Origin of the sequence: Paenibacillus vulneris (assembly GCF_039543185.1) — a bacterium.
Taxonomy (GTDB): Bacteria; Bacillota; Bacilli; order Paenibacillales; family NBRC-103111; genus Paenibacillus_S; species Paenibacillus_S vulneris.
The window spans coordinates 140,630-161,972 of the sequence record NZ_BAABJG010000010.1; the positions used below are offsets into that span (position 1 = coordinate 140,630).

The window sequence follows — 21,343 nt, forward strand, 5'->3', positions numbered from 1 at the left end:
TTATTTCGCCTTCTGCTGCTCTTGAGGAGCCGCTCCTGAAGGGGCAGGCGTTGCCTGGGTTGCAGCTTCGACTTTTTGCCCGTCCTTAAGCTGATGCTGTCCGGTCGTGACGAGCTTTTCGCCTTCCTTCACGCCTTCCAGCACTTCCTGATACGAGCCGTTGATTCTGCCGAGCTTTATTTGGCGCTTCTGGTACGTATCTCCTTGAAGGACGAACACATAGGTTCCGCCCTCTTCGCGGATAATGCTCAGCGTCGGCACAACAACGACCTTCTCTTCATCCTCTGTCGTCAATTGAACCATGACGCGCGTTCCCGGGGTGATGCGATGGTCCGGATTCGGTACCTCAAGCTCCAGCGTGTACGTTTTTGTCTGGGCGCTCATCACCGGAGCCAAGTAACTGATCTTGGCCTTCCCTTTATGATCAGGGTCGTTCGGACTGTAGAACACAAGCTCTTGTTTATTTTTGACAAGCTGCATATTCGTCTCGCTCAACTCGGTCTTAATCTTAACCGGATCGATTTGGAGCACCTGTCCCAGCTTGGAGGCCGAGTTGACGGTTTGGCCCGTTTCCGGCGTGAAATCCGTCAAAATGCCGCTGACCGGAGCCTTGACATTGTAATTGTCCAGCGAGCGGATCGAATCCTCCAGAGCCAGCTGATTGGTTTCGGCCTGCGTTTCAACAGAAGCAATCGTATTGTTATTATCGTTGGCGGCAAGCTTATTCTTGGCCGAATTCAGGGCCATTCGCGCATTATCTACCTGCTGCTGCGCTTGCTCCAGCTGATGGTCCGTCGCATTGCCGGAATCGTAATCATTACGCATCTTGTTATAATCCTGCTCGGCATTTTTCAAAGCGACCTCCGCTTTTTGCACCGCATCCGCCAAATCCTTCCGATTATTGACCTGATCGTCCTTGGCCTTTTGCAGAGATTCCTGGGAGCTCCTTACCGCGAGCTCGTTTTTCCGCTTGACGGATTCCGCATCCCTGCTGTCGATTCGGAACAGCACATCGCCCTTCTCCACGTAATCGCCGCGTTTTTTCAGCACCTCGATCACTTCGCCGCTGGCTTTGCTCACGATATCAATAGCCGTTGCGGCGGAAATATCCGCAACCTGCTCGGTCGGGCTGGCTATCCGCTGCTTCGTGATCGCCTCGGTCTTCACCGCTCTGACCTTAAGCTGCGCTTCCGCCATTCCCTTAGGTCCCCCGGGAGCCGAACAGCCGGCGGCCATTGCCGCCACAACTGCAGCCAATGTCATTACAGCCAGCACGCGTATAGGGCGAATCTTTGATTTTCTACTGCCCGCACTGATCCTTTTCATTGCTTTGCCTCCTCCATGCTTTTGCAAATCTCTATCTGATCTATAAGAATCACGCTTTTTGGATTTCTCAGAAGATCTATCCTTCCAGAGTCCCCTCATGGTTCATCGGAGGGTTCCCTCTATGGATTTTCCTCGAAATATACGCCTTAACTTCCTCTATAAGCTCATAAACGATCGGAACGACAATCAGCGTAAGAATCGTCGATGTCGTCAGACCGCCGATAACAACGACCCCGAGGCCCTTGCCGATCAGGGCTCCTTCTCCGGACAGCCCCATTGCCAGCGGGATCAGCGCCATAATCGTGGCCCCCGCCGTCATGATAATCGGCCGGAAACGAACCTTACCCGCTTCAATCAAGGCATGGCGCACCGTATAGCCTTCCTCGCGCAGCTGCTGGGCGCGGTCGATCAATACGATGGCGTTCGTCACGACGATCCCGATAAGCATCATAAAGCCGATCATGGAGGTGACATTGAGAGCCTGTCGGGTTATGACCAGCCCGATCAGACCGCCGATTGCGGCCAACGGAAGCGAGAACAAGATCGCGAAAGGCGCTGCGGCATTCCCGAAGGCAAGGACCATAACCAGATAGACCATAAAGACGGCAACGGCCATTGCCATGAATAATTGCGTGAAGCTCTCGTTAATGTCCTCATTAACCCCTCTGACTTCCGGGGTTACGCCGTCAGGAAGCTCAACCGAGCGCAATGCTGCAGATACCTTGGCGCTGACAGCATTTTTGTTTTCCGCCTTAATCTTTGCGGTTACTCTTACGAGCTGCTTCTGATCGTCGCGCCCTAAGGAAACGGCGCCCGGTACAAGGTTGATCTTGGCTACCTCTTTCAAATAGACGACAGACCCGTTCGTTCCGGTTAACGGAATATTGCCGAGCTTCTCGAGCGAGTTTTTATCGGATTTATCCATGGAGATCGTAGTCGTGTAAGTCACTCCGTCCAGCTTTAAGTCGCCGAGCCTTTGCTTCTGTATCCAGTTGCTCGCCGTTTCACGGACCGTAGCTGCCGTCAGGCCGAAGGCGCGGGCTTTCTTCTGGTCGACGGCAATTTCAACCTCTGTTTTCCCGTCGCTCAGGCTATCCTCAATCTCGCTTAGCTCCTCGAACTCCTGCAGCTTTGCTTTGACGATAGCTGCCGCCTGCTCCAGCCGGTCCTGATCCTCCCCTTTCAGGTTATAGGAGAAGTCGGTTCCGGATACGCCGTTACCTCCGCCTACACCCCGTGGCTGCACTTCCGAGCCTGCTGGAAGCTCAGAGAGAAGGAACTGCTTTACCTGCTGCATCACTTTGTCGGGATCCACATGCTCGTTCACCTCGACGTAGATTTGGGAAGCATACGTCACCCGGTCGGTGCCGCTGCCGTTATATCCGGCCAAGCCTTCTACGTAGGTGAACAACGGATTCCCCTGGCTGTCCTTCTCATCCATCAGCAGCTGCTCAAGCTCCTGTGTCTTCGCATTCGTAGCCTCGAACGCCGTTTCATTAGGCAGCTTCAACACGAAATACATCGTCCGGGAAGGCTTGCCGTCCGGAAGGAAGGAGACCCCAAGAGCCGGAATCGTTGCAGCCAGGGTGACGATGAATAGCACCGCAGCCATTAACAGCGATTTGATCCGGTGCTTCAAGGACCAATGCAAAATGTTCTCATAGGTTTGCATAAACTTGCCTTGCGGTGCTTCCTCATGGGAATGACCCTTACCGATCTTACTTCTCAATACCAGCAGCTTGGCCAGCATCGGGATGACGGTTAGGGCTACCAGCAAGGAGGACAGCAGAGCACAGGCAAGCGTGATCGCAAACGGACGGAAAAATCCGCCCACCACCCCACTGACCATCCCGATCGGAGCGAAGACACCGACTGTAGCCAGCGTCGACGATGTGATGGCCATCGATACCTGCTTGGTCGCAAGCATTATCACGGATTCATTTCGTTTCTGCGCTTTTTCCAGGGAGGTGTATATGTTCTCGATAACAACGATCGAGTCGTCCACAACCCGTCCGACGGCTATGAACATCCCGCCGAGCGTCATCGTATTGAGTGTTAAACCAAGCTGCCACATCAGCAGAAGCGTGATAAGAATGGACAGCGGAATCGACACAAGCACGATTAGCGTCATCCGCACATTGCGCAGGAACAGCAAAATCATGAACGAAGCAAGCAGCGCTCCGACCACGCCTTCACGAAGCATGCCGTTGATCGATTCTCTGATTTCATCTGCGCTATCATAGGTTGTTTTGAAAACCGCGTTAGGTATGGTTGTCTTCCATTGTTCCTTCAGCTTCTCAACGGAATCGGAGAAATCAACCGCGTTGGCATTTCCTGTTTTGTACAAAATCATGGAAATGGCCGGTTTGCCGTTGAAGCGCCCGACAAAATCCGACTCGGTGATCGATTTCACCTTGGCGACCCGGTCCAGCGTAATGATGTTACCCTTGCCGCCTGTAATTTCAATTTGCTCGATATCGTACACACTCTTAATATCGCCTGTAACCCGGGCGCTTTTATCGTTGCCGCTTACTTCCACGGTACCGATCGGACTTTTGGTCACAGCTGCCCGTATGGCCGAGGTGACTTGGTTCGGAGTCAGGCTGTAGGCGTTCATGGCATCGGCATCCAATTCGATATCCAGACTGGTATCCCGAACCCCGATGGAATCCAGGTGGTCGATGCCTTTGATCGATTCCAAATCCGGCTTGATCGTATCTTCATAGAGCTTATCCAGCTCGGTCTGACTCATTCCATTCTCCGCATTGGCTACCAAATAAATGGAAGGCATCGATGCCGCACCAAAGGTTGACGCCTTCGGCGTGCCTGCTGAATCCGGAAGCATGACCTCCTGCAGCAGACTCTCGATATCCTGTTTCTTTTTATCGGTGTCCACGTTCTGCTTGAACTGGAGCAAAATTCTGGCGTTATTCTCGCTCGAGGTCGATCTCATCGAATCCAGATCCTCGATATTGGCCAGCTTTTTCTCCAGAGGCTCGGTCACCTGCTCCATAACGTCCTTCGGCGAACCCGTGTAGGTTGCGCTTACCATGACGATAGGGAACGATACATTCGGCATGTTCTCTACCTTGAGCTTGCTTGTCGCAAAAACGCCGCTTCCGAACAAGAGAATCATGATGATGAACAAGGCCGATACATTTTTCATGGAAAACTGGGTTAATCGGTTCATTTCAGCACTCCCCTCGGTCCTTTCCTGGTTTCTTATTTCTATTTTTTTGCGTACGAATTCTAGCATAATATGGCAATATGAACTCAATATGAATTAACTCAAAATATCCCCACAAAGTGGGGCCTTGGCTTCGAAGCCCATTCAGGTACTTTGCGGGGAGCCCCGAAATTTATAAACCCTATAATGTTAAAAAAAGCACGTACTGCCCTTTTTTGGAAAAAATAAAAGGCCGTCCGTTGGGACGACCTGTACTTTTTTACCCGTCAAAGCCTCGAATAACCTCTATTGGAATAGGCGGTAATAACCTAGGAGAAGGCCTTCTTCTTCATCACGCCGGGCAGCATTACTTTAAATACAGAACCTTTGCCCGGCTTGCTGTCTACAGTAATTGCACCTTGATGCAGCTCAACGATCTTCCTGACGATCGATAAGCCCAGTCCGTTGCCGCCTACTTCCCTCTGCCTGGCCCGATCGGCCTTATAGAACCGGTCGAAAATATGATGGATTTCTCCCTGCGATATGCCGATTCCCGAATCGTGCACCGTCACCTGCACCCGATCGACCAGCAGCTCCAGCTTCACCTTGATTTTGCCGCCTTGCGGTGTAAATTTGATCGCATTGCTGAGCAGGTTGATCCATACCTGACTGAGCTGGTCCTCGTCCGCAATCAGCATGACGGGGGGAAGAGCCAGCTCCATCTGCAGCTGCTTGGCGCTCCAAATCGGCTCCTGTGATACGATGATCCGGCGAATTTGCTCGTCAAGACGATAAGCTATGGGGTGAAACGGATGATGCTCCGATTCCAAGGACGCCAGGCTGAGCAGATTGTCGCTTAACCGGGACAGCCGTTCCGATTCCTTCATAATGATCTCCAAATATTGATTGCGCTCCTCTTCGGGCAGCTCGGTATAGCGAATGAGCTTGGAGAACCCGGCGATCGACGTTAACGGCGACTGAATCTCGTGGGACACGCTGGAGACAAAATCCTGCCGCATCAGCTCAAGCTGCTTCAGCTCTCCAGCCATATGGCTGAAGCTTCGGGCCAAGTCGCCGACCTCGTCCTTGCGGTCCAGCCAGCTGAAGGTAATGTCGAAATCCCCTTTCGATATACGCTGAGTAGCCTGTGTCAGCAATTTCAGGGGTTTTACCAAATAACGCGCTGCAATAAGCACACATACGCTTCCTATAATTAAAGTAACGGCGAGCACGGTAATCAGAATGAATCTGAAATTGTCCTCCGTATTTCGCACGACCGGACGAACGAAGATCGCATAGCTATTGCCGTTGATTTTAAACGGATAGCCTACGTACTGCTCGGAGGGCTCCCCGGATTGTCTGGCAGCCTGACCGTTCAATACTTGCTGCACCACTGATTCCGGCAGGCTTACCCGGTCCTGTCGGGTACCGAACTCGCTCTTATTCAGCTTCGAATCATATAGCGTGACGAAGTACCTCTTGGCCCAGTGAAGGTTATGTAAATAAGCCTCCATATCCGTGCCCCTCATTTCCTGGAAAATAGCGACCATATCCTCCGACGCATTGTATAAATCCTTCTGCATTTCCGATTCGAACAGGTCTCTAAACCAGTAATTCGATGCGTAAAAAGCGATGCATAATCCCAGGATGACCGACACAATGAAGGTCAGTGCGACTCGAACATAAAGGGACCGGATCATATGGTAAGCTCCAGTTTGTAACCTAATCCGCGCACCGTCACAATCGAAAAGTCGGAAGCCTCATCGGCAAACCGTTCCCTAAGTCTCCTGATGTGAACGTCCACCGTACGTTCTTCCCCTTCATAATCCATCCCCCAGATTTGATCCAGCAGCTGCTGCCTTGTAAACACCCGGTTCGGCTGACCCGCCAGCGTGAACAGCAGCTCGAACTCCTTCAGGGGCAGGGTCTGCCTTTTGCCGTGCCGGTTCACCTCGAGATTTTTGCGGTTCAATTCCGTCTCTCCGATCACCATGACTTGGGAGGTGTTTATCCGGTACCGCTTCATCAGCGCTTTGACCCGCATGGCGAGCTCCATCGGATCAAACGGTTTGACCACATAATCGTCGGTACCGAGCTGGAAGCCCTTCACCTTATGGGCGGGCTCGCTCTTGGCCGTGACCATCAGCAGCGGCAGATCGGGATACCGGCTTCGTATTTCCCTGCACAGCTCCCATCCGTCCATCAAGGGCATCATAATATCAAGAATGACCAGATCGACTCTTGTCCTCTCCAGCAGCTCAAGCGCCTCCAGGCCATTGCCGCTGTCCAGCAGCTGCATCTCTTCGTTGCGCAGAGCCACTTTGATCAGCTGTCTAATAAAAGGATCATCATCCACAATTAACACTTTAGTCATCATCGTTCCCTCTTTCATGGATACACAGGACTGAAGCGCTTCGACTTTCTATATTCAATGACACCCCGCTTCTTAAATTCAAAAGACGGATGCCGTAGTTTCCACGTATGTAAGTTTGAGGCGCATTCCTATCCTATTGTATCATATCGGACGAATATGAACTGAATATGAACAAAATGGGGGTATGTGGCGATCTGTTTCCTCTTGTGTCCGGGAATTCAATCCACATGGTTCTTGTATTCGGTCGGTGAGAAGCCGGTATATTTCTTGAAGCATTGACTGAAATATTGCGGGTTGCTGTATCCGACCTTTTCCGCCACCTCGTAGGATTTCAAACCGCTGATTCTCAACAGCTCGGTGGCTGCTTTCATACGGGTTTGCAACAAAAAATCACTGAACGTAATATTTTTTTCCTTTTTAAACAGAATGCTTAAGTAGGTCGGACTGATGTGCACGTAACGTGCTACCTCCTGAAGAGATAATCCTTCTATCGCATAGTGACGTTCTATATAATCGGTTGCCTTATGAACCATGCTTTTCGTTTGAATCTCCCGTTCGCGGTTCGTAATATCTATGAAGCGATTGGCCAGCTGACGTATGGAGTCAAATATCTCCTGCACCGTTTGAAGCCGCTCCAGCTCATGATAGTACGAGTGGAAGGAATCGAAGCCTTCCAAATATTTGGCATTTCGTTTGACGATTTCCTCCAATTCCTTGAACATAAGAAGACTGATTTCGATGCCTATCAGCCGGACCTGGACCAGCGAGACGAACTTGATGTCCAGCACCCTTTGCTCAATGCTGTCCAGAATGGAGTGAGCCTCTCTTTCCAGCCCCAGCTTCACCTTCATAACAAGCTCGCTCTCAATGCCGTTTAACAGGATCTCAGTGGAGCAGGACGGAGGCAAGCCCGTATCGCCAACGGTTAATACTCTGTTCGTGCCGATCATATGACGGAATTCAATAGCTGCTTTCGCATCGCGATAAGACCTGGTCACGTCACGGGGGTGATCATAGACAAAGCCTATGCCGACCGTTACCGTTGTTTTCAAATATTTTTCTACATTTACCCGAATCGTTTCCGCAATTTGCAGCGCATGCTGTTCAAGCAGATCCGGCTCCCCATCCCCGTAATAAATGATGACAATCTCGCCTTCCTCCGAATCAAACAGGATGCCTTCATCCTCATACCCGCTTATCGTTTCTTCGGCGACGTTCAATATGCAGTATTTCAGCATTTCCTTCCCGAACCGGTTTTGATAATCGGGGTAGCTGTAATCGTCGGCCGCCAATAAAATTACGACATAACGGGCAGCCGGCAGCCGGCATTGGAGAAAGTCGCTATGGGAACGGATTTCATCCTCGGACAAGTTCTCCTTGATTAATTTCTCCAGAAATCTTTGCCGCAGCAGCGGCATGCCTTCGATGACCTTCCGCTTCATTTCGTTCTCGTATTCCAGCTCAGCCATTGCCCTTTTGGCCGTTTCCATAAGATGCCGTGAGTCGACGGGCTTCAATAAATAGTCGAACACCTTTAATTTGAGCGCGCGGTGAGCCAGCTCGAACTCGTCAAAGCTTGTGAGCATAATAATTTTCGTCTCGGGGAATCTTTCCTTGACCGCCTCCGTCAGCTGGAATCCGTCCATAAAAGGCATTCGGATATCGGTTAACAGAAGATGCGGCCGTACCTCGGCTATAAGACTTAGGGCTTCTTCCCCGTCTCTAGCCGTACCCGCAACAGTAAACCCGTTCTGCTCCCACGGAATCGTTCGTGTTAAGCCCCTTCTAATTATACTGTCGTCATCTACTATGACTACCTTCATCATCCCAGCACCCCCATGCTCATGATCCGTAAAACGGGATCCTTACCGTCACGATGATCCCTTCACCAAGCCGTTTTTCGTAAAGCAAGCCGTAAGATGCCCCGTAGTTCAATTTCAGACGTTTATTGACATTTTGGATGCCGAAGCCAAGCATGCTCTCCCCGCCCGACTCCTCCGTCAAGCTGCGATTAATCGCCTCGATCTCTCCTTCCGTCAGCCCCTTCCCGTTATCCTCGACATATAATCGTATTTCCTGATTGGATAACTGGCCCCAGATACGGATCAAGCCTTGGCCCCGTTGCTCCTTCATCCCGTGATAGATAGCGTTTTCAACAAGAGGCTGCAGAGTCAGCTTCACAATATTGCAATTCATAATCTCCGGCACCACATCGATTTCATAAGTGAAATCCTCCCCATACCGCATCTGCTGGATGTACAAATAATTGCGGATATGCTCGATTTCCAATGAGATAGGGATAATTTCATTGCCCTTATTTATGCTGATTCGATAAAAGCTCGATAATGCAGCGACCATTTCGGCGGCTTCCTTATGCTCCTCCATCTCGCAAAGCTGTTTAATCGAAAACAGGGTGTTATACAAAAAATGCGGCTTTATCTGCGACTGCAGCACAGCCAGCTCCGCTGAACGCTTTTTTTCCTGCTCTTCCTTGACTTCATCTAGCAAATTCCTGATTCTAAGCGTCATCTCCTGAATCCCTCTGCTCAAAATGCCGATTTCATTAGAGGGGAAGGTTTTGAACTTAATATCCAGATTCCCGTCTTCAATGCGATTCACTTTATGACTCAACTTAATCAGAGGCTTTGTAATGATATGAACGACAATATTGGAGAGTATGGCAGCAAACCCAATGATCAGAAGCATCGCCGTTATAATGACCAGGCCGATTGAATTAACCTTGTTAAACAGCTCGCTTTCCGGCACAATCGCAGCAATCTTCCATTTGTTGAGGCTCAGCGTATCATAGACGATCAGCATTTTCTCGCCGTACTTGTTTGTGATGTTAATCTGTCCTGAAGGCTCTTCAGCAGTCATCAGTTGTTTTTGCAGCATCGAATCCTCCACATCATAGCGCTGCTCCACATGTTTAAAGCTCATCACCCCGTCATTGCTTACGATGCATAAATAACCGTTGGTGCTGATCTTGGCATTGTTCAATAAATCACTGAAAAACCGGCTCTTCAAATTCATCATGAAGATGCCTTTGGTGTGCGCTTTGTCCTTTCCAAACATGCGGTACACACTAACGACCTGGGGGGTTGCCAAAGTAAATTCATCATGTATGTTAAGCCATTTGATTACGGATAGGCGATCATTTTCTAATTTGCGGGCATAGTCATCCAATGAAATGGTAACGGTTGTTGCTAAGGAATTTTGCTTGAACAACGACACCCGGCCGCCATTGTAATAGAACAATACGGAATCGAGCATGGAATAACGTTCAAAGTACGAATCCAGCGCTTTATTCATAAAAATGTAATCCTCCGGCTCTAGCGAGCTTTCCGGATCATCCGTCTTGTTCATAATGGCAACCCATTCGGATTTGTTCTCGAGGCCGATCAATTCTGCGATAAAGGCGGTTAATTTGTCGTTCAGCAAACTTTTGGTTTGAGCGATCGTGTCATTTAAATTGGTAAAAGAGTTCTCCTCCAGCTGCTGCGAGGCAAGAATAAAAGATATGGTTCCTGTGACCACTACGAAAAAAATAATGATAGGGATAAACAACCAAAGGATCGTTGATTTTAATGAGCGAAATACCGGCATGTAGATCCTCCCTTTAGAAGGCATTTAGGGGGAACTAAGCATCGTTCTCCCCAAATGCAATGGACGCTTGCTTATTTTTTCATTGCCGCATCATAATCCGCTTTTGCCTTCTCCATCGAAGTCGCCCAGCCTTTAACGAACTCATCGACTGTCATTTTGCCTGTAAGCACTTTTTGGAAATCAGGCTCGAGCTGCTGCGTCGTAATCTTCGTATAATCCGGAAGATGCGTAGGCAGGCTTAACGAAACCGTATCCTTATCCGCCAACACTTCCGCGCCTTGCTGGATATGCTGCGTATTTTTTACGTAGTCGCTTTTCAGTGAATCGGTGTTGGTCGGCATTTGGCCGATGCTTTGGTTCCAATACGTTTGGCTATCCGCGCTCATCAAGAAGCTGATGAATTTCCAAGCTTCCTCAGGATGCTTCGAATTTTTAAACATAACCAGCCCGTTGGCAACGGGAACGACAACTCTTTTGCCGTTAGCGGCTTTTGGCGGAATGACTCCTGCAAACTTGTCGTTACCCAGGTTGGTTAAGTGATCGTTATAGGAGCCGAAGTTATGCTGAATAATAGCGGATGTGCCTGTATCGAACGTGGCGTTCATTTCCTTGTTGCTGTTCGTTACGTCGCTGACAGGCGTGTTCTTTTTATATAGAGCGACATACTTGTTCAAAAATTCCGTGATTCTAGGATCTCTCACGGTTGCCTTACCGTCAGGCGTAAAGTACTCTGTGATACCGGAATAGGCATAAATCATGGAGGTCAGCTGATTGATGCTGCCCGAACCTCCGCGAATACTGAATCCGTAACGGTTATTTTTGATATCGGTCAGCTTCTCCACATCGGTGAAGAAATCATCCCAGGTCGCAGGCGGGTTCAGCCCTGCGCTCTTCACCCAGTCCGTACGATACCAGAGAATGTCCAGAAACATCGTATGCGGCAAATAATACAGCTTCTTATCCGCAGTCAGCCCCCGGTCGAATTGAATAATGTTGGAAGCAATTTTGTCTTTGTCGCTCCACTTGTCAAAATAAGGGTCCAGCTGCTGAACAGCGCCCTTGGCTACAAAATCGGATAACCAAACCATATTGATACCTGCTACGTCCGGGGTATCATTAGCCGCGATGGACACATCGTATTTTTGTTTGGCACCGCTGGCCGGGATCCCCACATACTCTACCTGAATGTTAGGGTTTTTCGCCTGAAAGCGCTTAATTAGCTCTTCATAGAAAGGAGTTCGGTTCGGTCCGGGGTTCTCATCCCAGAAAGTAATCTTCACGGTGTCCGACGCTTTGGCGGCCGGTTCCGATTTCGTCTCTGCGCTTGGCGCATCTCCCCCGGTCCCGCAGCCAGATAAGGTCAACGATAAGGCAGAACCCATGAGTAAGAGCAGCTTTAGACCCTTTTTGTGCACGTTAACATCTCCTTAGTATTATTAATATATGCTAAATCCCCTTTTGAATAAAGGTCCAAAAAGAGAATTAGTTCGCGAAATTTATCCTTTCACAGCTCCTGCGCTCATGCCCTGCACCAAAAATTTTTGAACGTAAGCAAATAAGATGGAGGCCGGCAATAAAGCGATAACGCTTCCGGCAGCCAAGGCGCCGTATTGAATGTCATATTCGCCCTGCATGTAGCGGAGTCCAACCGGCAAGGTGAATAGTGCTTTTTTGCTGATCAGCATGAGCGCGAATAGGAACTCGTTCCACGATCCGATAAAGGTGTATACCATGGTTGCAACGATCCCCGGCAGCAGAATCGGGAAGATAACCAGGAAGACAGATTTTAATCGGCTGCAGCCGTCCACCATCGCCGCTTCTTCCAGCTGCTCGGGAATGTTGGTAATAAAGCCGCTCATTAATATGGCGTTGAATGGAAGCTGGAACGTGCTGTTAATGATGACTAATGCCATTAAATTACTGGTGAGATGTAAGGTTCTGAAAATCTCGAACATAGGAATTAACAGCATTGCCCCCGGTATAAATTGCGTACATAACAGCAGCAGCATGAACAGCTTCTTGCCTTGAAACTTGAATCGGCTAATCGCATAGCCTACCAGAATGGAGCAGACAAGCACGATCACTACCGTCAGCGCCGCCACGATCAAGCTGTTGAAGAAATACTTGGAGAATCCTACGTTATTCCACGCGATCAGAAAGTTGTTGAATGTGGCCGGCATGGGCCAATACTTGATCGGGAGCTTCGTAATGTCGCTCTCTCTCTTAAACGCCGTGACCAGCGCCCAGAATAACGGAAATAAGGTGAACACCATCGCCAGAAGCATCGGGATATACAATAGTCCGGCTCTCTCCAGCAGTCTAGGGAGAATGGGGGGTGATTTCATACTTTGTGCACTTCTCATGCTACTCTTCCTTTCCATATCCGCTTATTTTCAGGTAGAACACCGCAAACAGCAGCAGGATAATAAAGCCGATCACGGTTAAAGCCGAGCCGTAACCAAAGTCTTGGGCAACCACCGCTTGCTTGACAATGTACATCGGGAGTGTTGTAGTCAGATCTATCGGTCCGCCTGTCCCATTAGTCATGACAAAGATTAAATCGACGTTGTTAAACTCCCACACCGCACGAAGCAATGTCGTTAAGATGATGGTTGTTTTCAAAAACGGGAGCGTAATATGGATAAACGATTTCCATCTTCCGGCCCCGTCCACCACAGCGGACTCGTACAAGTCGCCAGGGATCGTCTGCAAACCGGCAAGCAGTGCGATAGTGAAGAAAGGTATCCCTCTCCATAATTCGGCGGTTACGATAGAAGGGAATGCCGTATGCACCTCAGAGAGCCAAGCAATCTTGTGATCGATAAGGCCCAGCTTCATAAATAGATCGTTGATCGGCCCTATTTGCTCATTGAAGAGTATTTGCCACAAGGTGGAGGTTACTACCCCTGAGATCGCCCAGGGCAGAATCGCTGCCGATCGGAATATGCCGCGGAATTTGAAGGTTTGATTCAGCATGAGCGCAATCCCCAGTCCGCATGCGAGCTGCAGAACTACCTCGACAAATACCCATTTGGCCGATACCCATAAGGTTGAAAAAAACAGCCGGTCCGACGTAAAAATAGCTTTAAAATTGTCCAGCCCCACAAATCCGTTCTCGTAGGCTTTCGCAGGATTGAACTTCTGCAAGCTGTAGTAAAATACATTTCCGACAGGATAGAATAAAAAAACGACAATAAGAATAATGGCCGGCGCGATCAAAATGTAAGGCAACCACGGAATGCGCTGCTTTTGTTTTCTTGCGACCGATCGGTTTACAACGGTTGATGAGTTGGTAATCACTGGGTTTCCTCCGCTTCAGACTTTTATGATTCGTGTTGCTCGCTCCATACTTGAATTGTAAAATAGTTAGCCTGAACGGAGAATCAAATATCATTATCATAGTGTTTAAGTTCATTAACAAAATAATGTCTTAAAGCTTGAAGCTGATTCAGTTGCTTTGGAGAAGATACGGCTATTTTTAAATAAACAAGAGAAGCAGGGATTGCTCCCGCTCCTCTTGTTTGCAATGGGCTTTAACAATAGCTCTGTATTAGTTTGTTTTGGCAAGGCCAATAAAATCGAAGGATTGACCGCTTGCGGCGCCTGCAACCGTAAATCTGAAGGTGTGGCTGCCTGCAGCCAGTGCTGCGCTTCCGACTTTGGCCAGGTACATCCCTTGAGCGGCCGACGAACTTACCGTCTCACTTACTGAGCCCACATTGGTGCCATCGACAGTTAGCTGCATAGCAGCTCTATTGCCATTACTATTCTTGGAGCCGAACAGCACATCGTAAGTGCCGCTTGCCGCAACGTTTATCGTAAACTCGATGTATTGATTGGCAGCCCCAAAATTCACCTGCAAATGTGTACTATTCCATGCGCTGTTGCGGTCATGATTGCCGGCCGTATCATCGGCGCCAGTAGATTTGGTGTTATTGTTAGAAGTAGTATAGCTGCCTGCCGGGTCGATATCGTAAAGCACATCGACTATTTGGACCTTATAATAGGCGTTCGCTGACGCGTCCTGTGACGTTACTTTCAAGAGATCTCCCGTAACCAGAGGCGTGCTGCCTGTCTTGACCGTATAGACGGCGTCTGTGACGGAATAGGTCTGGTTCAGCCCGTCTGAGGATTCTATCTCCGCCAGCAGCTGGGCTGCGGTTATGCCCGCATTGGCAATAACCGACCGACTCGAATTATACACCGTTGCTACATGAGGATGTCCTGCTGCCCTCGCCTGCACATACGTGCTGGAAGGCAGAGCATTAATAGTTAGAACATACGCAGCTGTTGTGCCGTCCTCAGCCGTTACAATGAGTCTATCCCCATTTATGACGTTAGTTTTGGGTGCTCCTCCCGCCGCATTCGTAATGGTATAGGTTTGGGCGGTTCCATCCGTAGATTTCAACTGACCTGGAATGGAAGCAACCGGCGTTGCGGTCCCAGAGGTTGCAATTCTGCGGTCTGTGTTATGAATGGCAGCTATGGTCGTGCTGCCTGCGTTCAGCGCAATATTCGTATTGCTGCCGGCTGCTTGAGCGGCTTGGATTGCATAGGTCATACGCGTCTTTCCGTCCATAGCCGTTATAACCAATGTATCGCCTGCGGCCAGCAGCCCCGATACCTTCTCGGCACTGGCGGCATCATTGACGGAATAAGTCTGCACCGAGCCGTCGGAGGATACGATTTGAGCCTTGAGATCCGCTACGGTTGTGTTAGAAGCAACTTTAACTATCATGGCGTCATTATCAATGGCTGTCACATTAGGATGATTAGCCGCCAACTGAATATTCGTGTTGGATGATGGCCCTGCTTCAGATTCCTTGGCAAATTTGATGTAATCGATAACTATAGACCCTGCACTGGTGGCAACGAATCGCACCGGATAGCTGCCTGCAGCCCCAAAGGTCACTTGGCCAAGATCGGCCGGAGTAAACACATTGGCTGTCGCACTATTCTGATTGACCGGCGATCCGGCTGCATTGCCGTTGACATAAGCCTGAACGGTAGCCCTTCCCGCCGTATTCGTCTTGTATTGGTAGGACACACGATAGGTGCCTGCTGCTGGCACAGGGATGCTGAATTCGATCCACTCACCAACCGGTACGGCATTGGTTTGCAGATAAGTGATCCCATTCGTTGAAGACGTAGATAATGAAATGCCTGCAATGCTCTTTTTGACTGAATTGAGCTGCGTCTCGCCTCGAACCGTAATTTCGAGCGGAACCACAATACTGTATTTTTTCACGGTTGTTCCGTCTTGAGCAGTTACGACGAGGAAATCTCCCGTTTCCAGCATTCCGGAAGGTTTAGCTTTGTTCGAAGAGTCAACAACTGCATAAGTCTGTGTTGTCTCGTCCGTCGATTCAACTTGAGCCACAATGTCAGCCACTGTCGTTCCAAGCGCTGCCGTAATCGAATTATTTATTTTGTCCAAGCTTGTCAAATTCGGATGACCCGCCAGCTTTAATTGGATCGAAGTATTGTGCGGATCCTGCACCCTCGTATTTGGATAGGTTTGCTTAGTCGAAACCGTTACATTGTTTACATCTGCAAGAGCCGTCAGATTATTACCCCAAACATCCTTATAGTAGGAAGAATTCGTAATTGATATATTGCTTGCATTTTTCAATTGAATGACATTCGGGTTGCCAGTGCCGCTTACCATTTTCGTCTGGTCTATGGCGGCATTTTTCACGTCATCCAGTACGATGGCATACCGGTCATCATTTTTCTCAAAGTTGGTTGTGACATTGGTCAAGGTGAGCCCGTCTACATGTCTTGCCCAGAAGCCGTATGATGGTTGTTCACCAATATCAGCAACGTTATATTTGCCGACGCCCAGCTCCGGAGGACTGATCTCCGAATCGGCCAAGCTGTTGCCGCCCTTCACCAGAAGGGTAACATTCTCAAAATGCAGATTCTCAATGTAGCCTATATTGCGCCCGTCCGGCAGCACCGGTCCGCCTTCACCCACCTTGTAGCCCGCAATGATCGGCGTCGCCTTGTTCTGGTTCGTATATTTAACCCAGCGCTTGGAAGGATCGCCATATTGGCTTCCACCATAAACCTCTTCAATGTTAACATCCTTGATAAATACGTTCCTTACCTGCCCGATATTGACGTTCGTGCTCAGCAGTTCGTCTCTTTGAACACCGTTCTCCATAAATTTCATTCGTTTGGCATCGCCGCCGATCACGCGTCCTCTATTGGAAATAGAGATAAAGAACGGTGCCCGCGTACGTCTCATCTCGGACTTATGATGCACCGGACCTGTCATGCCGTAGTTCAAATAAATATTTTCAATATGACCGCCGTCGTTAGTGGATATGGAGAATCCGGCCTTATTGCCAGCGAGCACATAAATATTGTCCACGTAGACGTTTTTAATATCATCTACGGTTTCACTGCCGATTTGGAACAGGTTGCAGTTGGTGTCGCCAATGATATTGCGAACATAGAACGTCGTTGCCGGTCTGGTAAAGCCTAGCGAAGAGTCGCTGCCCGGCTTGACAATGTCATCGGAGGTGCCTTTAGCATAAATATTTTTTGCCGTTACGTAGCTAGATTGCATATAATCAAACACATCCCGAGCTCCGCCACCGCTTCCTTTATCATAATAAAAGTCATGCGTATTGATATAATCCGTACCGGTAGCCAGCATGGCAAAGTGGCCTGCTCTATCGACTCTGAGCATATTGCTGATATCCGTTAGTCTGACTTCATTGGTGCCGTCAGGATTAATGCTTTGAATATAGTAGGGCTCATCCTTCGTAGGGTTATTCGTTTCTTCATACCAAAGGTCCAGCCCGTTATCCAAACCGCCGAACTCGAAGTTCGTGCACAGCTTGACGGTCACCATTTTATCCGTGCGGTTATCCGGAGCATTATCCATAACGCCGTCACCGGTTACCAGATTTCCGTTGCCTGTGATTTTGCCGTTGCCGATGATTTTGATATTGTCCAGCCGTTCCCCGAAAAACATGCTGTTTCTAAAGTAATGATGCCCTACATCCTGCTTGGTCAAATAATTTTCAGGGTCCTTGTACGGCCCTGTTGCGGTTGGAGAAGTGCCTGACCGATATCCTTTATCCGAAAAGTACGTGGTCTCAGGAGCGTCCCCGCCCTTCAAGGCCGCAATAGTCGCATCCTTATGGATGTACAGGTACACATTGCTTTGGAGATGAACGGTTCTCACGTTAAACGTGCCGTTCTCAAAGAGCAGCGTTCCTCCGCCTAAAGAATTCAAATACATAATGGCATCGTTAATGGCTTGGGTATCGTCCGCTTTGCCATCGCCCTTGGCTCCCATGAGCTTGGCATTGAATTTGCCGGTATAAAACTTGGCAATATTCGAGTCTCCCGTATTCTCTCCGCCGTTAACGGCAAGCTTGAAGTAGTACTCGGTATTCGGAGTGAGGTTCGTTACCTCCACTTCTTCACCTTGCGCATTGACTGCAAACGGGCTCTCGGTCCATGTAGTTCCCTTATCCGTCGATTGCATCAGCTTAATGGAAGAAGCGTGTTTGGCCGCGCTCCAGCTGAACTTGGCCTTCGTATACGTATCGCTGGTCTCTTTGTAGGTAAGACTCTTATCCAATACCCGGTTAAAATTGCTGATGGTGCTGACCACGGTTAAGCTTACCGTACCGGTCGGGCTTTTTAACACTTCCGGCTCCGATGTTGTGTAAGAGGCTTCAAATGTATAGCCGCCCTGCTTCAAGTTCACGCCCTCGAATGTAATTTCGAGATCCGCTCCGTTGGCCGGTCTAAAGTCAAGCCCCTTGAAGTTGAGAACCTGGCTTCCGTCCTCTTGATGATCAATGGTCACCGTACCCACCTGCTGAAACCGGTATCCCGCTCCCGTTCGGCCTATGGATTGCGTTGCAAGCTCGGATAGCTTAACTTTCCCTCTTCCGATCACGTTTACGGAGGTGTTATCCATCGTGACTCCAACTCCCTGCGGAACCTTAAGCACAACCTCCGTTGCCGGACTTCTCATCCCTGCAAAAAAATTCAACACCACATCGGACGGCGTATCGGCCGTTATCGTGTTTTGGACAAGCTCCATCTTTCCTCTTAACGCGCCTTTGATGAAGTTAACCGTGTAGTCGCGGGCTGCCTGGCCTGCGGTTACCGTTAACACATCCCCTTGTGCCACAGGATCTGTCATTGATTTGGCTTGACCATTCGCTCCCTTGACTGCGTAGGATTGGGCGGCAGAGGTCTTGGCGGTGATTTGGTTCAGCAATTCTTCTACGGTATTGACTGTCAGCGTAGTAAGACCCGCCCCTTCAGCCGTATCCACTGTATAAATATAAGTATTGCCGGAGGTAATATGGATCACGCCATCGGTAATATCGTTAATATAGTTGTAATCCCCTCCTTTTAGTTGAATATCTGTCGGCGCGCTTTTCACTGGGACGACAACCTCCAAACTTGCCGTATCGGCTTTCGTATTGTCGGACAATCTCGTTACTTCCAGTACGAGATTTACCATAGTCTGAGCTGCCGGCGGCATGACCGTTCCATCAAGAGCTATGACGTTCGGGTCACTTGATGATTTGATCGCAACAGCGAACCCCGGCGGTACGGTCGGCAGCGTCAGTACCGCAGCATCCTGCGGTGGCGCGGCAATCGAGGTTATCGACTTTGCCACATCGGCTGCTGTTTGCTGCACTATACTTTTGGCAGGGACGACAACCTCTAGGCTTGCCGTGTCGGCTTTCGTGTTGTCGGACAATCTCGTTACTTCCAGTACAAGATTTACCGTAGTCTGGGCTGCCGGCGGCACGATCGTTCCGTCTAGAGCTATGACGCTCGGGTCACTTGTTGATTTGACCGCAACAGCGAACCCCGGCGGTACGATCGGCAGCGTCAGTACCGCAGCATCCTGCGCCGGCGCGGCAATCGAGGTTATCGACTTTGCCACTTCAGCTGCTGTTTGCTGCACTACACTTTTGGCAGGGACGACAACCTCTAGGCTTGCCGTGTCAGCTTTCGTGTTATCCAATAGTCTTGTGACCTCCAATACTAGACGGACTGTTGTCTCCTCCTTAGGCGGAACAATCGATCCGTCAAGTGCAATTACGCCTGGGTTGCTTGACGTCTTGATCGCCACAGCGAACCCTGGCGGTACAGTAGGCAGCGCCAGAGCAGTGACATCCTTCAACGGAGGGGTTATCGCGGTAATGCTCTCCGCAACCATTGCCGCCGTCCTGCTGAGAATGGGATTGCCCGAGCTTCTCCGTGAGGAGGTACCGCCTGCTGCTGCCGGTGTGTTAAGATCCGTCTTAACCCCATCTGCCACGACCACGTTAGTTGGTTTAGATTCTATTTTCACGTCATCCGCATTAATTAAAGCGGTTTCAATTTTACCCGGTCCTTTAATTTCCACCGGCGCATCGATCTGGAATTTCGTCACGGTCGAACCTGAGGCCATTTGTACGGATGTGCCAGCCGCCGATTTTTGTATGCCGATACCCGTCACTTTTCCACCCAAAAGCTCAATCAGTGCCTTTGTCCAAACGTTAAGCTGGCCCACATTTCCGTCCAGCATCCTCACGCTGGAGCCGACCGCTTTCTCTTGCACATCGATCGTATCGATGGAGCCCTTCGTCAGCTGTACCGTCACTCCAGGAGCTTCAATGGCAACCTGGTTAAATTGTCCACTTAGTTTAACGGGCTGCTCGGCCGTCTTCGTACCGACTACTTGAACAGTGCCGAAGCCTTTTCCATTTGTATCTGCCGTTTCCAAGATCGCCCCGGAAATCAGCTCTACGTAAGGTATTTCCGATGTTCCTTGCATAAGGATACGAACCTTGCCGTCGTACTTCTGAACGAGCAATGTCCCTGCCAGCTTGGAATTATCAATGACAATGCTGTGCTCGCCTCCGCCCCGGACGACCGTACGGCCTTTGACGGTGACATGCTCCAGGGACACATTGCCCTCTCCGACACCTGGAGTAATAAACAAATCGCCTGAGATATTCATGTCTTTCAAGGTTACGTCTTTGGTGTTAATAACCAGATTCGAGCTCACGTCTCCGGTATAAGTCCCCGCTGCGGACTTCAATTCGCCGGCCACACTGTCCATCATCTTCACGAATTCCGCTCTTGTAATGCTGGCCAACGGATCGAATCGGCCATTCTCGCGACCAGTGACGTACCCGCCTTCTGTCAATGCATTGACATATTCCTTGCTCCAGCTCGCTATAGCCCCGGCATCGGAAAAACGGTCCGACGCCTTCGGATCCTTCGCCTTCAAATCGAATGCCCGGGCAAGGACCACCGCCGCTTCCTGCCGGCTAATCTGAGCATCCGGATTGAAGTTCCCCTTATCATCCCCAGCCACGATTCCGGCAGCTGCGGCTCTGGATAGATCCTTTGCATACCAGGCGCTGGAGGCTACGTCAGGAAACCTTTGAGCCGATTCGCTTGAATACGCGAAAACCCGATTTACTACAGAGACAAATTCCGCCCTCGAAATAGGCACATCCGGCTTGAACGTCCCATCCTCATAGCCGTTAATAACGCCTTTCTGAGACCAGCTACCAATCTCTCTCGACGCCCAATGATTGGAATCATCCGAGAATGATACTTTGACTGTGGAGTCCGCTAAGTCTGCAGTCTCAGCATAGGCCGTCATTCCTGTCGTCGCCATTGAGAACACCATCGATAATGACAGGAACGAAGCGAGCGTTTTCTTCGTCTTGCATAGCATGACTAATCCCCCTTTATCCGTAATAGTTTCATTATAAGGATTAGCCCGTTCTTTTAACGTTTAATATTTTTATATGATTGTATAATTTCTTTTTTAGTTATGATCCCTTGGACTCGGGAAACGTTAAAGCTGTCCAAATTCAAAAGGA

At 49.6% G+C, this 21,343-nt stretch carries 10 protein-coding genes; all 10 read right to left on the reverse strand.

The features are described 5' to 3' along the window. Positions 1–1,326, reverse strand: a complete 1,326-nt coding sequence (locus tag ABEA66_RS10800; protein ID WP_345587558.1) for an efflux RND transporter periplasmic adaptor subunit — start codon at positions 1,324–1,326, stop codon at positions 1–3. 76 nt (positions 1,327–1,402) lie between these two features. Next, positions 1,403–4,516, reverse strand: a complete 3,114-nt coding sequence (locus tag ABEA66_RS10805; protein ID WP_345587559.1) for an efflux RND transporter permease subunit — start codon at positions 4,514–4,516, stop codon at positions 1,403–1,405. A 305-nt stretch (positions 4,517–4,821) separates the two neighbouring features. Beyond that, positions 4,822–6,192, reverse strand: coding sequence for a HAMP domain-containing sensor histidine kinase (locus tag ABEA66_RS10810; RefSeq protein WP_079914878.1), 1,371 nt, complete (start codon positions 6,190–6,192; stop codon positions 4,822–4,824). Beyond that, the gene (locus ABEA66_RS10815) at positions 6,189–6,866 is read right to left on the reverse strand and encodes a response regulator transcription factor (RefSeq protein ID WP_079914877.1); all 678 of its coding nucleotides are present in this window, start codon (positions 6,864–6,866) and stop codon (positions 6,189–6,191) included. The genes ABEA66_RS10810 and ABEA66_RS10815 overlap by 4 nt, the downstream gene beginning before the upstream one ends. 218 nt (positions 6,867–7,084) lie before the next feature. Further along, positions 7,085–8,692 carry a response regulator gene (locus ABEA66_RS10820; protein ID WP_345587560.1) on the reverse strand — a complete coding sequence of 536 codons (1,608 nt, stop codon included), beginning with the start codon at positions 8,690–8,692 and terminating at the stop codon, positions 7,085–7,087. A 16-nt stretch (positions 8,693–8,708) separates the two neighbouring features. Further along, positions 8,709–10,472, reverse strand: coding sequence for a sensor histidine kinase (locus ABEA66_RS10825; protein ID WP_345587561.1), 1,764 nt, complete (start codon positions 10,470–10,472; stop codon positions 8,709–8,711). Between the two features lie 71 nt (positions 10,473–10,543). After that, on the reverse strand, positions 10,544–11,887 hold the full coding sequence (locus tag ABEA66_RS10830; RefSeq protein WP_345587562.1) for an ABC transporter substrate-binding protein: 1,344 nt from the start codon (positions 11,885–11,887) through the stop codon (positions 10,544–10,546). A gap of 81 nt (positions 11,888–11,968) precedes the next feature. Then, positions 11,969–12,835, reverse strand: a complete 867-nt coding sequence (locus ABEA66_RS10835; RefSeq protein WP_345587563.1) for a carbohydrate ABC transporter permease — start codon at positions 12,833–12,835, stop codon at positions 11,969–11,971. A 1-nt stretch (position 12,836) separates the two neighbouring features. Beyond that, positions 12,837–13,772 carry a carbohydrate ABC transporter permease gene (locus ABEA66_RS10840; RefSeq protein ID WP_144028102.1) on the reverse strand — a complete coding sequence of 312 codons (936 nt, stop codon included), beginning with the start codon at positions 13,770–13,772 and terminating at the stop codon, positions 12,837–12,839. Positions 13,773–14,022: 250 nt separating this feature from the next. Further along, a complete protein-coding gene (locus ABEA66_RS10845; protein WP_345587564.1) occupies positions 14,023–21,195 on the reverse strand; it encodes an S-layer homology domain-containing protein in 7,173 nt (2,390 codons plus the stop codon). Between the last annotated feature and the right edge of the window lie 148 nt (positions 21,196–21,343).

Bases quoted from the DNA above. Each gene is read 5' to 3' on its own strand.
- ABEA66_RS10820 (WP_345587560.1), bottom strand. From the start codon at position 8,692: ATGATGAAGGTAGTCATAGTAGATGACGACAGTATAATTAGAAGGGGC.
- ABEA66_RS10805 (WP_345587559.1), bottom strand. From the start codon at position 4,516: ATGAACCGATTAACCCAGTTTTCCATGAAAAATGTATCGGCCTTGTTC.
- ABEA66_RS10800 (WP_345587558.1), bottom strand. From the start codon at position 1,326: ATGAAAAGGATCAGTGCGGGCAGTAGAAAATCAAAGATTCGCCCTATA.
- ABEA66_RS10835 (WP_345587563.1), bottom strand. From the start codon at position 12,835: ATGAGAAGTGCACAAAGTATGAAATCACCCCCCATTCTCCCTAGACTG.
- ABEA66_RS10845 (WP_345587564.1), bottom strand. From the start codon at position 21,195: ATGCTATGCAAGACGAAGAAAACGCTCGCTTCGTTCCTGTCATTATCG.
- ABEA66_RS10815 (WP_079914877.1), bottom strand. From the start codon at position 6,866: ATGACTAAAGTGTTAATTGTGGATGATGATCCTTTTATTAGACAGCTG.
- ABEA66_RS10825 (WP_345587561.1), bottom strand. From the start codon at position 10,472: ATGCCGGTATTTCGCTCATTAAAATCAACGATCCTTTGGTTGTTTATC.
- ABEA66_RS10810 (WP_079914878.1), bottom strand. From the start codon at position 6,192: ATGATCCGGTCCCTTTATGTTCGAGTCGCACTGACCTTCATTGTGTCG.